At 61.4% G+C, this 13,403-nt stretch carries 11 protein-coding genes; 3 read left to right on the forward strand and 8 right to left on the reverse strand.

The genetic code is table 11. The annotated features are described in order from the left end of the window. Nucleotides 1-6: 6 nt before the first annotated feature. Nucleotides 7-3,840, reverse strand: coding sequence for an ATP-binding protein (locus RG540_RS09845; RefSeq protein ID WP_051909317.1), 3,834 nt, complete (start codon nucleotides 3,838-3,840; stop codon nucleotides 7-9). A 352-nt stretch (nucleotides 3,841-4,192) separates the two neighbouring features. Here RG540_RS09845 and RG540_RS09850 point away from each other — a divergent pair, with 352 nt between their 5' ends. Both RG540_RS09850 and RG540_RS09855 read left to right on the forward strand, forming a co-directional pair. Then, complete coding sequence (locus RG540_RS09850) at nucleotides 4,193-4,879, forward strand: fumarylacetoacetate hydrolase family protein (RefSeq protein WP_038587239.1); 687 nt, start codon at nucleotides 4,193-4,195, stop codon at nucleotides 4,877-4,879. Nucleotides 4,880-4,905: 26 nt separating this feature from the next. Continuing rightward, nucleotides 4,906-5,433 carry a gamma carbonic anhydrase family protein gene (locus RG540_RS09855; RefSeq protein ID WP_038587241.1) on the forward strand — a complete coding sequence of 176 codons (528 nt, stop codon included), beginning with the start codon at nucleotides 4,906-4,908 and terminating at the stop codon, nucleotides 5,431-5,433. On the opposite strand, the gene RG540_RS09860 is transcribed toward RG540_RS09855, so the two are convergent. The 3 genes from RG540_RS09860 to RG540_RS09870 are packed head-to-tail and all read right to left on the reverse strand — an operon-like array spanning nucleotide 5,430 to nucleotide 7,592. Continuing rightward, nucleotides 5,430-5,870 (reverse strand): Fur family transcriptional regulator, encoded by a 441-nt coding sequence (locus RG540_RS09860; protein ID WP_038587244.1) that lies wholly within the window; start codon nucleotides 5,868-5,870, stop codon nucleotides 5,430-5,432. The genes RG540_RS09855 and RG540_RS09860 overlap by 4 nt on opposite strands. Then, nucleotides 5,870-6,694: a zinc ABC transporter permease subunit ZnuB gene (gene znuB, locus RG540_RS09865; protein WP_038587246.1), complete on the reverse strand. Its 825-nt coding sequence runs from the start codon at nucleotides 6,692-6,694 to the stop codon at nucleotides 5,870-5,872. Before znuB ends, RG540_RS09860 begins: the two co-directional genes overlap by 1 nt. Further along, on the reverse strand, nucleotides 6,687-7,592 hold the full coding sequence (locus RG540_RS09870) for an ATP-binding cassette domain-containing protein (protein ID WP_051909319.1): 906 nt from the start codon (nucleotides 7,590-7,592) through the stop codon (nucleotides 6,687-6,689). Before RG540_RS09870 ends, znuB begins: the two co-directional genes overlap by 8 nt. Before the next feature lie 95 nt (nucleotides 7,593-7,687). On the opposite strand from RG540_RS09870, the gene RG540_RS09875 reads away from it, so the two are divergent. Beyond that, nucleotides 7,688-8,689 (forward strand): zinc ABC transporter substrate-binding protein, encoded by a 1,002-nt coding sequence (locus RG540_RS09875; RefSeq protein ID WP_038587247.1) that lies wholly within the window; start codon nucleotides 7,688-7,690, stop codon nucleotides 8,687-8,689. A gap of 96 nt (nucleotides 8,690-8,785) precedes the next feature. On the opposite strand, the gene RG540_RS09880 is transcribed toward RG540_RS09875, so the two are convergent. From RG540_RS09880 to RG540_RS09895, 4 genes are all read right to left on the reverse strand, one after another. Beyond that, nucleotides 8,786-9,118 carry an RcnB family protein gene (locus RG540_RS09880; protein ID WP_038587249.1) on the reverse strand — a complete coding sequence of 111 codons (333 nt, stop codon included), beginning with the start codon at nucleotides 9,116-9,118 and terminating at the stop codon, nucleotides 8,786-8,788. Nucleotides 9,119-9,335: 217 nt separating this feature from the next. After that, nucleotides 9,336-10,943, reverse strand: a complete 1,608-nt coding sequence (locus RG540_RS09885) for a glycoside hydrolase family 43 protein (protein ID WP_038587251.1) — start codon at nucleotides 10,941-10,943, stop codon at nucleotides 9,336-9,338. Nucleotides 10,944-11,133: 190 nt separating this feature from the next. After that, complete coding sequence (gene mgrA / locus RG540_RS09890) at nucleotides 11,134-12,177, reverse strand: L-glyceraldehyde 3-phosphate reductase (protein ID WP_038587253.1); 1,044 nt, start codon at nucleotides 12,175-12,177, stop codon at nucleotides 11,134-11,136. Between the two features lie 69 nt (nucleotides 12,178-12,246). After that, nucleotides 12,247-13,383, reverse strand: a complete 1,137-nt coding sequence (locus tag RG540_RS09895) for a Gfo/Idh/MocA family protein (protein WP_038593465.1) — start codon at nucleotides 13,381-13,383, stop codon at nucleotides 12,247-12,249. Between the last annotated feature and the right edge of the window lie 20 nt (nucleotides 13,384-13,403).

Here is a 13,403-nt window from a genome sequence, read left to right on the forward strand (position 1 = left end):
CCCGCGTCATTCGCGGGCATCCGGGATCGTTGCCCGAAGAGCCTCCGAAAGCTGCCGCAGACTGTAGGGTTTTGGCAAAATCTCCACGCCTTCCGCGGTCGCAGCGCTCTTGAGCACGTCCGCATAACCCGACGTGAGCAGGATCGGCAGTCTTGGATGTCTTTGCTTGACCTCCCTGGCGAGATCCACGCCATTGATGCCGCCGGGCATCATGATGTCGGAAAACATCAAGTCCGGCTCGGCATCGGACGCGAGCACGCTCAGCGCAGCGGCTGCCCCATCGACGCGGGTTACGGAATAGCCAAGTTGGTCGAGCATGTCGTTGACCAGCATAGCGACGCTGTCGTCGTCTTCCACGACCAGGATTTTTCCGGCGACGCTCCTGTCGGCGTCCCCCTGGGCACGGGACGAATGGTTGCTGGTCGCCTCCAATGACGCTTCGATCGACCGGGGAAGCCAGAGGTCTACAGCTGTCCCGACGCCCGGTTCGCTGTTGATCTCGACCGATCCGCCGGAAGCCTCGACGAAACCATAAACTTGCGCAAGACCCAGTCCCGATCCCTTGCCGATGTCCTTCGTGGTGAAGAACGGCTCGAACACCCGCTTGAGAACCTCGGGCTGCATTCCCATCCCGCTGTCGGCAACAGTGATCTTCACCACGTCGCCCCTTTGACCCGACGCATCGACGACGGAGTTGGACGCGCTGATGATGATCGTCCCGCCATCCGGCATCGCATCGCGCGCATTGACGCAAAGGTTCAGGAGGACGAGTTCGAGTTCGGCCGGATCGGCCTGTACCGGCCACACTCCCATATCGACGTCGACATCGATGCTGATGTCTCCGCTTAGGGTCCGGTCGAGAAGTTCGCGCATCTCGGAAATCTGGTGGCGAAGATCGATCGGCTGCGGTTTCAATGGCTGCCGCCGGGCAAAGGTCAGCAATTGCCTGGTGAGCGACGCTCCGCGATTGACCGCCTGCAGCATGCCGCTTTTGATGCGCTCACGCCGCGCCGGATCGTCGCGTTTGTCGAGGACATCCAGTCCACCGGAGATCACCATCAGCAGGTTGTTGAAATCATGCGCGACCCCGCCGGTGAGCTGACCGATCACCTCCATCTTCTGGGCCTGGCGCAGCGTTTCCTGTGTTTTCCTCAGCTCGTCGTCGCGTCTTCTCTGCTCGGTGACGTCACGGGCGCTGGAATAGAGTTTGTCATCGACGACGACAGCCACCCAGGAGAGCCAGCGATGGTCGCCTTCGCGGGTCCGGCATCGGTTTTCGAAGTGAAGCACGGGCACGCCGGTTTGCGCCGCCTGAAACGCAGTTTCGCTGGCGACGACGTCGTCGGGATGAAGGAGCGCCCGCAAAGGCGTGCCCAGCAGCAGCTCCTCTTGCAAACCAAGGGTCTTCTCCCAGGCGGGATTGGTCTTTTCGAATAGGCCGGTCTGACAATCGATCACCGACAACAGGTCCGGGCTATATTTCCACGTCCGTCCCCGCTCGCGCGAATGTTCCAGAACGCGGCGCTCCAGATCCGCATTAAGCTCTTCCAGGCGCGCAGCGTTTTCCTTCAGAAGCGCCTCGCGCCGATCGCGCGACAGCCTGATGGACGCCGAAATGCGCCCGACCAGTTCTCGAGCTGAAAAGGGCTTCACAAGATAATCATCGGCACCGGCCCGAATCCCCTCCAGCCTTGCCTCTTCTCCGGCTCGGGCGGAAAGGAGGATGAGGGGCAGATCTCGGAGATCGTCGTCGGCCCGTATCCTCGACAGCAGGCCAAATCCGTCGAGTCCTGGCATCATGACGTCGGAAACGATGAGGTCCGGCCGTCTGAGGCGTGCGGCGTTAAGCGCCGCCTCGCCATCAGCCGCCGTCTCGACCGTGAAGCCGGATGTCGACAGCAGCCGCTCCACATAGGCACGCATATCGGCATTGTCGTCCGCCAGAAGGACATGCCCCGTCGGAGCGAGCGTTTCGGCCATCTCCGTGCTCCCGGCTGGCGATATCAAAGCGGCGCCGGCAGCAGCGCTTGTCGTCAGCCATGACATCGCTTCATCGACGAAAGCCCGGCGTCTGCCGGTATTATTCTCGACCGGCTGGGACATTCGCATTTGTTCCGGAGGGATGTGCCCCTTTCCGAACGACATCGAGATCGAGAAGGACGTGCCTTCGCCAAGCCGGCTTTCGGCTCGGATTTCCCCGCCCTGAAGATGCACCAGTTCCTGCACCAGGGCGAGCCCGATGCCGGAGCCCTCGAATGATCTGCCTTTCGCACCCTCGATGCGGTGAAAACGCTCGAACAGGCGCGGCAACTCCTCGGCCGCAATCCCCGTGCCGGTGTCGCGTATTTCGATTTCGGCCCGTTCCCCGTCGTCCGACGGCCTCACGCTGATGCGTATCTCGCCCTGGAATGTGAATTTGAACGCGTTGGACAGCAGGTTCAGGACGATCTTTTCCCAGAGATCCCGATCGAGATAGACCGGCTGGGGCAAGTCCGCGACATCGATAACCAGCCTCAGCCCGGCCTGTTCGATCGCGGATCGGAAATTCGATGCCAGTTCTGCGGTCAGGCTGCCGATATCGACCGGTTCGAAGGAGGCCTGCACGCGCTGCGCCTCGATCCTCGAAAAGTCCAACAGAGTGTTGACCAGTTTCAACAGCCGTTGGCCATTGCGCTGGGCAACAACAATCCGCTGCCTGTCATCGACAGAAAGCCCGTCCGGCTGCTGAAGCACGTCGGCGAGCGGCCCCAGCATCAGCGTCAACGGCGTACGGAACTCATGGCTGACGTTCGAAAAGAACATGGTCTTGCTGCGATCGATTTCAGCCAGCGCTTCGGCCCGCCGCCGCTCGTCGCTACGCGCCCGCACTGCGCTGACGGCGGCGGAGATCGCGGTCGCAAGCAGTTCGTAGAAGCCCATATAGGTGTCGTCGAAAGGCAGGCGTGGCGAGGCGCCAGCCACCACGAAGACCGGAGGCAGGTCCAGGCCGGGGACGGCGATGGGAAGAAGGAGCGCCCGATCGGAAGGCTCATCATAAGGCCCCGCACCCTCGAAGAATTCGGAAAGACCGTTGACCCCAAGAGGGCCGCCTGTCGCCAGTGCCCTCTTCATCGGCCATGGGGCATTCGAGTGCGCATCGATTGTGGCCATGGATGCGAGGCGTCGAGACGGCAGACCATACTGCGCTGCAAGCCCATAACTGCTCCCGTCCGGAGACAGATGATAAAGAAGAAGAAGCGGCAGATCGAATTCGAACTGGGCAAGGACTTCAACTATGCGCTGCGACAGGTCGTCCATGTCTTCCGCCAAAGCCAGACTGGCGTTCAAATCCCGGAGTGCGCGCGTCCGTCGTTCCGACAGCATGGTGGCCGTCGTCTCCGTCACCGGATGGAACAGGCCGCCGATCTCACCGGTCTCGTCTCGGATCGGGGAAAGCGAGAAGGTGAAAAACGTCTCCTCCAGATAACCGTTGCGGGTCAGAAACATCCGCTGGTTTTCGAGGAATGACGTATTGCCTTGGCGCGCCTGACGAAAAGGTTCGCCGATCGCCGGCCAGGCGCTCGACCACGTGACGCTGTAATCCTCCCCGAGAGCCCGTGGATGGGCCTCGCCGCAGACGGTGCGATAGCCGTCATTGTAGATCTGGATGTTTTCGTCGCCCCAGATCACGTTGATCGGAAAATTCGAGGCGAGACAAAGACTGACGGTTGTCTTGAGGCTTTGGGGCCATTGATCGATCGGCCCCAGCGGTGTGTGGCTCCAGTCCTTTGTTCGGACGAGCTCGGCCATTTCGCCACCGCCCGCCAGGAAATCGCCGGTGAGTATCTGCTGTGTCGACAACCAGGTAGCCCCATTCTGGCACCGGCTCGGGAACCTGACGCTCGATACAATGAGCCCCGCAGCTCAGCCGTTGTAATATCCAACTGTGTTCGTGAGGCCGCCTCAATGCCGCGGATCGGTGGCACTATTGACGAGAGTGGCCGCCGAATGCCCTGCCCGGCTTATTCAACGAATCACTGAAATAACCTAGCATGAACTATCAAGGGTTGAAATTGAACTCGACGAAACCTTCCGCAGCGGAGTGCAAGCTTTCCTCGGCTCTTGAAAAAGTGCTAGGATTAATCGGCGAATTGAGAGACAAAGGGCACCGTCTTTATTGACCCGTGCCCACAGTTTTCCCAGGATGTCTTCCATGCTCGCGACCGTGATCCCCATGCCCGAAACCGTTCTTTTGCCGGTCGAGGGAGTGGCGGAGCGCTTTCCGGTGCGCCGGGTCTATTGCGTCGGCCGCAACTATGCCGAACACGCGATCGAGATGGGCGGCGATCCGACCCGCGAGCCGCCGTTCTTTTTCCAGAAGAATGCCGACAACATCTATAACGGCGAGACCTTCCCCTATCCGCCGCTCTCCTCCAGCGTCCACCACGAAGTGGAACTGGTCGTGGCGCTCTCCGGCGGCGGCGCCGATATTTCGGTGGAGGACGCGCTGACCAAGGTCTATGGATACGCCGTCGGCATCGATTTCACCCGCCGCGACCTGCAGGATGTCGCCAAGAAGATGAGCCGTCCGTGGGAAGCCGCCAAGGCTTTCGAGAAATCGGCCCCCGTCTCCGCTCTTGTCCCGGCCGAAAAGATCGGTCATCCGCAGACAGGCGCGGTCTGGCTCGACGTCAACGGCGCACGAAAACAGTCCGGCGACCTCAATCAGCTGATCTGGAAACTGCCGGAGATCATCGCCGAACTGTCGAAACTGTTCGTCCTCGCTCCGGGCGATGTGATCATGACGGGCACGCCGGCCGGCGTCGGCGCCGTGGCGCGCGGCGACAAGGTCACCTGCGGCATCGACGGCGTCGGAACGCTGTCGCTGACGGTCGCCTGACGAAACCGCGACAGGGAGGAAAAACCATGCCGATCTATGCACTCGGAGAATTCGAGCCGAAAACGCCCGGCGCCGACCGTTTCTGGCTGGCGCCGGATGCAACCATCATCGGCAAGGTCGAACTCGGCGAGGATGTCGGCATCTGGTTCGGCTCGGTGCTGCGCGGCGACAACGAGCCGATCGTCGTCGGCAAGGGTTCGAACATCCAGGAAGGCGTGATGATCCATACCGATCCGCGCTATCCGGTAACGATCGGCGAAAACTGCACGATCGGCCACCACGCGATCATCCATGGCTGCTCGATCGACGACAATTCATTGGTTGGTATGGGTGCGACGATCCTGAACGGCGCAAAAATCGGCAGGAACTGTCTGGTCGGCGCCAATGCGTTGGTCACCGAAGGCAAGGAATATCCCGACAACTCCCTGATCGTCGGCTCGCCGGCGAAAGTTATGCGGGTGCTTGACGACGAGGCTGCCGAGAAGCTGAAACAGTCGGCCATCCGCTATGTTGCCAACTGGAAGCGGTTCGCCCGCGACCTTCGGCTTCTTTAGGCGGCGCAGGCACCGCACAGGCCGCGGATTTCGATCGTCGTCTTGGCAGGCTTGAAGTTTTTGCTCTTTGCCCAGTCGCTCAGGCGATGATCGACCTCATGGTCATGAAATTCCGAGACATGGCCGCAGCTTTCGCAGATCGCAAATGCCACGGTGCCATGCCCGTGGCCGTGCCCCTTGCCGCAGCATTCGCTTTCCGGATGTGCGCAGGCAACGAAGGCGTTGAGGCTTTCGAGCCGATGAACCATGCCAAATTCGAGCAGCTTGTCGAGCGCGCGGTAAACTTGCAGCGGCGCACGAAAACCGTGGTCGCGCAGCCGGTCGAGGATCGTATAGGCGCTCACAGGCGCATCGGCGCGGTCGAGAACGTCGAAGACGAGCGACTGGTTTTTGGTCAGCGCCGGAGCGGATGTCGGTGTTGAAACTGGTGCGTTCATTATCGCACTCCTTGGTTGCCAGCCTTTTCGGCCGTGTTTTTACCCGCAGCGGGAAGCAGGCTTAAAATGAAAAGTAAGAGCGCCGCGACCACAATGGAAGGGCCGGACGGCGTATCGTAGTGTAGCGAGCCGAACAGGCCGCCGACCACGGCGAGCGCGCCGATCAGCGAGGCGAGCACCGCCATCAGCTCCGGGCTTGCTGAAAACCGCCGGGCCGTCGCCGCAGGGATGATCAAAAGCGCTGTGATCAGCATGATGCCGACGATCTTCATCGCGATGGCGATAACCAGCGCCATCAGCAGCATGAAGAGCAGCCGCGTTTGCGCCGGCTTCATACCCTCGGCTTCGGCCACATCCTCGCTGACCGTGGACGCGATCAGCGGTCGCCAGAGCCAGACGAGCGCCGCCAGCACCAACACGCCACCGCCCCAGATCAGTGCGATATCGGTGCGCGTCACCGCGAGGATATCGCCGAACAGGAAGGCGATGAGGTCGATCCGCACCCAGGTCATGAACGCGACGAGCACGAGGCCGATCGCCAAAGCCGAATGGGAGAGAATGCCGAGCAGCGCATCCGCCGACAGCGATTGCCGCCGCTGCAGTGCCAGAAGCAGCAGCGAGACGATAACCGCGACGCCGAAGACCGCGACCAGCAGGTTGATCTGGAAGAACAGCGACAGCGCCACCCCGAGCAGCGCCGAATGCGCCATCGTGTCGCCGAAATAGGCCATCCGCCGCCAGACGACGAAACAGCCGAGCGGCCCGGCCGTCAATGCGACGCCGATGCCGGCGACGAGCGCGCGGGTGAAGAAGTCGTCAAGCACGGCCCTCTCCCTTCGCCTCGGCATGATCGCCTTGGTGGTGGTGATGCGAATGGTCGTGATCATGCGCATGGTCGTGCCCATCCTGATCATGATGCCCGTCATCGGGATGGCAGTGATCGGTGACCGAACCGTCGCCATGCATCACCCGGCCGTCTGGCAGATGGGTGTGATCGTGATGGTGGCTGTAGACTGCCAGCGAACGTGAATTGCCGAACAATTTCAGGTAGTAGGCGCTCTGGCTCACCACTTCCGGCGTGCCGCGGCAGCAGATATGGCCGTTGAGGCAGATGACCGTGTCGGTGCCGGCCATGACCATATGCAGATCATGCGAGATCATCAGGATACCGCAGCCGGTCGCGGTGCGGATCGAGCGGATCAGGTCGTAAAGCGCGCTCTCGCCGGCAAAATCGACGCCCTGGACCGGTTCGTCGAGCACCATCAGGTCCGGCTTGCGGGCGATCGCCCGGGCCAGCAGCGCCCGCTGGAACTCGCCGCCGGACAGATGCCGGACCTCGGCGTCGATGAGATGGGAGATGCCGGTCGAGGCCAGCGCCGCCAGAAGATCGGTGTCATTAAGCGGGCCGGTCAGCCGCATCAGCCGACGCACGGAAAGCGGCATGGTCCAGTCGATCGCCAGTTTCTGCGGGACATAACCGACGCGCAGGCCGGGCAATCTTGCGACCGATCCTTCGTCCGGGCGCAACACGCCAATCGCCAGTTTCGCTGTCGTCGACTTGCCGGCACCATTCGGACCGATCAGCGTTACGACCTCGCCGCGCCGGATCGAGAAATCGACGCCTCGCACCAACCAACGGCCATCCCGGCGAATGCCGGCATTGGCAAGCGATACCAATTGGCTTTCGGTTTTGGGGGCACGAGCCCGATTGGACATCAGCATGCTTTTCCGGATTCCCTGTTGTCAGTGGCTATGACACACGTTATAGCATAACGCAATTGATGTAATAACATTACTATGGAATACAAGGACGCAGCATGAAACGGGCTTCGATCTCCCTCCTCTCCGCCGCGACATTTTTCGTGGGTGCAGGCCAAGGCTTGGCGGCGCCGGACGTGGTGGTTTCGATCAAGCCGATCCATTCGCTCGTCGCCTCGATCATGAAGGGTGTCGGCGAGCCGAAACTGATCGTCGATGGCGCCGCCTCGCCCCATACATTCTCGCTGAAACCCTCCAATGCCGCGGCGATCGAAAGCGCCGACGTGATCTTCTGGATCGGCCCCGGTATCGAGGCCTTCCTCGAAAAGCCGCTGGATGCGCTGGCGGCCTCGGCAACGGTGATCGAGCTGGAGGATGCACCCGGATTGCAAAAACTGCCCTTCCGCGAGAGCGGCGCCTTCGAGGCACACGATCACGGACATGAGGCCGAGGACGCACATGAACATGGCGACCATGAGCACGGTGATCACGACCACGCCGCCGAAAATCATGCCGAGCACGACCACGATGGGCATGGCGGCTTCGACACGCATCTCTGGCTCGACCCGATGAATGCCAAGGCGATGGCTGAGGAAATCGAAAAGACGCTGGTCGGCGCCGACCCGGCGAATGCCGCCGCTTATCAGGCGAATGGTGCCGCGCTGATGAAGGATCTCGACACGCTTGATACGGAGCTCAAGGCAACGGTCGCGCCGGTCAAAGACAAGCCCTTCATCGTCTTCCACGATGCCTATCAATATTTCGAGAATCGTTATGGGGTGAGCGTCGCGGGTTCGATCACCGTCAGCCCCGAGACAATGCCCGGCGCCGAACGTGTCGGTCAGATCCAGAAGAAGGTGAAGGAACTGGGTGCCACCTGCGTCTTCGCAGAACCGCAGTTCGAGCCGAAGCTGGTGGCGGTGGTGACGGAAGGCACGCCTGCCCGTTCAGGCACGCTCGACCCCGAAGCCGCGACGCTGAAGCCCGGTCCCGGCCTTTATTTCGAGCTGATGCGTGGGCTTGCGAGCTCCATGAAGAATTGCCTGTCGCAGGGGACGTAAGGTCGGGCAACGAAAAGTGCGGCGGCCGGTACGCATAGCGGCGAACGTGCGAGGCCTGCGGGAGGGAAGGCAAATACCCCCGCAGGCCGATCCTTCTCAGCGAGCCACGATGAAACTCGAGATCACACCGCTCGCGATGCCGACCAGCAGGAAATCATTGTCGACCTTGACCCAGTGGTAACCGCGTGGCGGAGCCGACAGGCGGTAACGGCGATAGTCTCGGACCTCCGCCATGCGGCGACGTTCGGCAGCCGTCATGCGATGACCCTTGGACCAGCGCGGCTTTACGACCACGACCTTCTTCTGAACCGTCACCGTGCGGGTCACGGTCCTGGTCCGTTCCGGAGGCGAATGATGATCCTGCGCCTGGGCCGCAAGCGGAGCGGCAAGCACGGTTGCGGAAAGAAGGATTGCAAAGAACTTTTTCATTGGGTGTCTCCTCGTGTTGACCACACTCGGAAACTAGGACCCGAACGATGAACCGTATCTGAACTATCGCATTACATTTCTGTAATGAAATTATATACTTCCGGTAATATCCTAAGATTTTGAATTTACTGCATTAGCAAATTCAAAATCGAAAACGCATAATCTCAGCTCACAAGATCGAACTGACGATCGTCAGATTTTCGATCCGGCGGCATAACTACAGCGCCTCATAAACAAAGTAATCGAAATCGGCAGTCTTCGCCCGCCCCGACGTATCGAAGGCGAAGAGGCCAACAAATGCGCCGGTGAAGGAGCCGTGTTCGCCGCGGCCGCCCTCGTCGGAGATGACGCCGGCATCGAGCACCGGACCAAGTTCCTGCCAATCGTTGGAGCCGCCGGCGCGCCAGAAGAATTGCAGGTCGTTGTCGCGGATCTCCATGGCGAGATGTACCGGGCCGTCGGGTATGGAAACGCCGCTCCCTGCCGGAAAGCTCATGCGCCCATGCGGAAAATCACCCGGGCAGGATAAGACCGTCACCACGCGGCCAAGCTTTTCGTGCAGGGTCACCACCAGCGAGTGGAACTTGTGGCGATTGTAATAGTGCGTCAGGCCGGCGACCTGCTGGTAGGTCTCGGGCGAGAAATCGACCACCGTCTCGGCGCGGAAGGAATGATGCTCCTGACGGCGGGCGACCAGCGATTGTTCGAACCAGGAACCGATGCTTTCGCGGCCGAAAAGGCGCAAGCGACCGGGACGCTCGGTCAGGCTGAACAGCCGTTCCGGATGAGGCGTGCGCAGCCATTGGAATTCCGGCGGCAGGACCTTGTCGTCAAATGAGCGCTCGATGTGGGCAGGCTGCTCGATACGTCTGGCATCGCTCGGTGCCGGTACGTCGACATCCGGAACGACGCCGCCCTGGGCGAGATAGAGCCAATCGTCCTCCCAGATGCATTTCTGGATCGCGGTCTCGCGGCCGAGCGTGCAGCGGCGTTGCGGGGCGAGCGGCCGGCCGCAGAGATGGGTGTGGTACGCTTCGCCTTCAGGCGTTTCGACGTACTGGCCATGGCCGGCTCGCTGCAGAACGGCTTTCGGATGGTCCTTCGAGGTGATCAGATGTGTCTGCGGATGCATCTCATACGGCCCGTCGAGCGAGCGAGCGCGCGCCATGGTGACGGCATGGTCGTACCCTGTGCCACCCTCGGCAGTCGTCAGGTAATACCAGCCGTTGCGCTTGAACACATGCGGCCCCTCGACCAGGCCGAGCGAGCTGCCGGCGAATATGTTTTTGATCGGGCCCTTGAGTGCCCTCGTCTCGAAATCCCACTCCTGCAGCAGGATGCCGTCAAAGGCCGGATGTTTCGGCGCCCCGCCGTAACTCTCGGTGCGGTGGTTCCATTGCATGTTGAGGAACCACTTTCGGCCGTCGTCGTCGTGGAAGAGCGTCGGATCGAACCCGGAGGAGTTCACATAGATCGGATCGGACCATTCGCCCTCGATCGTCGGCGAAGTGACGATGTAGTTATGCGCGTCCTTGAAATTGCCGTCGAAGCGTTTGACGTCGGTATAGACCAGGAAAAACAGCCCGTCGGAATAAGAGAGGCACGGCGCCCAGATGCCGCAGCTGTCGGGATTGCCGCGCATATCGAGCTGGCCTGCCCGCTCCAGCGGCCGGCGCTTGAGCGTCCAGTTCACCAGGTCGCGAGAATGATGGATCTGCACACCCGGGTACCATTCGAAGGTCGAGGTAGCGATGTAATAATCCTCGCCAACGCGGCAGATGGACGGATCGGGATTGAAGCCCGGCAAGATCGGGTTGTGGATCATGTTCTCCTCCCAAAATAGAAACTGAGTCCTTGCCCCTCATCCGGCTGCCGCCACCTTCTCCCCGCTTGCGGGGAGAAGGACTTCGGAGCGCGGCCGTGCCACATCTCCCTTCTCCCCGTCAGAACGGGGAGAAGGTCCTGGCAGGGGGATGAGGGGCAGCTCGAAGCCGCCCTTCCCTTACCGCGCCCCCTTACCGCGCCGGCCCTGCCCGCTCGGCCGATTTGGCCCAGAGGTTGATGTCGGCATCTTTGGCGTAGGTGTCGATCTCGGCGAGTTCGGCCGCCGTGAACTCCAGATTGTCGAGCGACCTGACGCAGTCCTCGACCTGTTCCGGGCGGCTGGCGCCGATCAGTGCCGTGGTCACGCGGCCGCCGCGCAGGACCCATGCGAGCGCCATCTGCGCCAGCGTCTGGCCACGCTTTTCCGCAATTGCGTTAAGCGCCTTAAGGTTGGCGATGTTCCGGTCGTTCAGGAAGGCCGGCCGCAGCGACTTGCCCTGCGCGGCACGGCTGTCTTCCGGAATGCCGCCGAGATATTTCGAGGTCAGCATGCCTTGCGCCAGTGGCGAAAAGACGATCGAACCGAGGCCGAGATCTTCCAGCGTATCGAGCAGGCCATCCTCCTCGACCCAGCGGTTGATCATCGAGTAGCTCGGCTGGTGGATAAGGATCGGCGTGCCGAGTTCCTTCAGGATCGCCGTCGCTTCCTGGGTGCGCTTCGAATTGTAGGACGAGATGCCGACGTAGAGCGCCCTGCCCGAGCGGACGATGTGATCGAGCGCGCCGCACGTCTCTTCGAGAGGCGTATCCGGGTCGAAGCGGTGCGAATAGAAGATGTCGACATAGTCGAGACCCATCCGCTTCAGGCTCTGGTCGCAGGAGGAGATCAGGTATTTGCGGCTGCCCCATTCGCCATAGGGACCGGGCCACATGTTGTAGCCGGCCTTCGACGAGATGATCAGTTCGTCGCGATATCCCTTGAAGTCTTCGCGCAGGATTTGGCCGAAGGCGGTCTCGGCGCTGCCCGGCAAGGGACCATAATTGTTGGCGAGGTCGAAATGGGTGATGCCAAGATCGAAGGCCTTGCGGGTGATCGCGACCTTGCGTTCATGCGGCGTGTCGTCGCCGAAATTGTGCCAGAGGCCAAGCGAGATCGCCGGGAGCTTCAGTCCCGAACGGCCGCAGCGGTTGTACTTCATGGTTTCGTAGCGGTTGGACGCTGGTTGCCAGGTCATGATCGAAATCCTCCGAATGAAATGCGGCGCGCCGGTGTCTCAGGCGGTGCGCGCCGCATTCATAGCCGATCAGCGCAGAAGCGCCAGCGCCTCGTCGATGCCAAGCGCCGCCGGCTGGGTGCAGGTGGTCGAAAGCTCGATGAACCGCCCTTCCTCGCCGGATTTCAGGATCGAGGTCATGACGTCGACGCCGTGGAGCGTGCGCTCCAGCGAGCACCGGGCATCGCGACCCTCGATCAGCGCTATCGCCATGTCCGCAAGACCGGCCGTGCGATAGTTGGCGCGCGGCCCCTGCGGATGTTCCTGGTTGTCGATGCCGAACGGGTGACCCCAGGGCTCCAGCGGCTGGATATCCTTGTTGCGGCCGCTTGCCTCGACCGTGCCGCCGAAGAAGTTCGGGTCGGGCACGAAGATCGAGCCCTCGGTGCCGTAGAGTTCCATGTTGGCGTGGCGGTGCGACCAGACATCCCAGCTGGCCGACAGCGTGATGGTCGCGCCGTTGACGAATTCGAGCAGCGCGTGGATGTTGGTGGGCGTCTCTACCGGGATCGATTGTCCTTTAAACGGTCCCTCACTGGTGACATTGCGCGTCGGGCTCGCCATGGAGGTGAGTGCGCCGACCCGCTTCACCGGACCGATCAGGTTGATCAGGTTGGCGATGTAATAGGGGCCGAGATCGAGGATAGGCCCTCCGCCTTCAAGGAAGAAGAAGCCGGGGTTCGGATGCCACATTTCCATGCCCGGGCTCATTACGTGGCAGGTGCCTGACGTGATGCGCCCGACACCGCCCTCGTCGATATATTTGCGCGCGAGCTGATGCGCGCCGCCAAGGAAGGTGTCCGGCGCGCAGCCGACCGACAGGCCCTTCTCCTTGGCAAGCGCCTGCAGCGCCTTGCCCTCCTCCAGCGTGATGACGAGGGGCTTTTCCGAGTAGACGTGCTTGCCGGCTTCGAGAATTGCTTTCGAGACCGCGAAATGCGCCGCCGGGATGGTCAGGTTGACGATCACGTCGAGCTCGTCATTGGCAAGCATCTGCACGATCGACTGTGCCTTGACGCCGTATTCCTCGGCGCGCATTTGGGCTGCCTGCGCGTTGAGATCCGCGCAGGCGAGAACCTTCAGGCCTTTGAAGAGCGGCGACAGCTTGAAGTAGGTCGTGGAAATATTGCCGCATCCCATGATGCCGACGCCAAGTTCCTTGGGCATGGAAAACTCCGAAAAATCTG

Origin of the sequence: Neorhizobium galegae bv. orientalis str. HAMBI 540, assembly GCF_000731315.1 — a bacterium.
Taxonomy (GTDB): Bacteria; Pseudomonadota; Alphaproteobacteria; order Rhizobiales; family Rhizobiaceae; genus Neorhizobium; species Neorhizobium galegae.

Coding starts and splice junctions, on each gene's coding strand:
- RG540_RS09850 (WP_038587239.1), top strand. CDS start 4,193: ATGCTCGCGACCGTGATCCCCATGCCCGAAACCGTTCTTTTGCCGGTC.
- RG540_RS09855 (WP_038587241.1), top strand. CDS start 4,906: ATGCCGATCTATGCACTCGGAGAATTCGAGCCGAAAACGCCCGGCGCC.
- RG540_RS09860 (WP_038587244.1), bottom strand. CDS start 5,870: ATGAACGCACCAGTTTCAACACCGACATCCGCTCCGGCGCTGACCAAA.
- RG540_RS09870 (WP_051909319.1), bottom strand. CDS start 7,592: ATGCTGATGTCCAATCGGGCTCGTGCCCCCAAAACCGAAAGCCAATTG.
- RG540_RS09875 (WP_038587247.1), top strand. CDS start 7,688: ATGAAACGGGCTTCGATCTCCCTCCTCTCCGCCGCGACATTTTTCGTG.
- RG540_RS09880 (WP_038587249.1), bottom strand. CDS start 9,118: ATGAAAAAGTTCTTTGCAATCCTTCTTTCCGCAACCGTGCTTGCCGCT.
- RG540_RS09885 (WP_038587251.1), bottom strand. CDS start 10,943: ATGATCCACAACCCGATCTTGCCGGGCTTCAATCCCGATCCGTCCATC.
- mgrA (WP_038587253.1), bottom strand. CDS start 12,177: ATGACCTGGCAACCAGCGTCCAACCGCTACGAAACCATGAAGTACAAC.
- RG540_RS09895 (WP_038593465.1), bottom strand. CDS start 13,383: ATGCCCAAGGAACTTGGCGTCGGCATCATGGGATGCGGCAATATTTCC.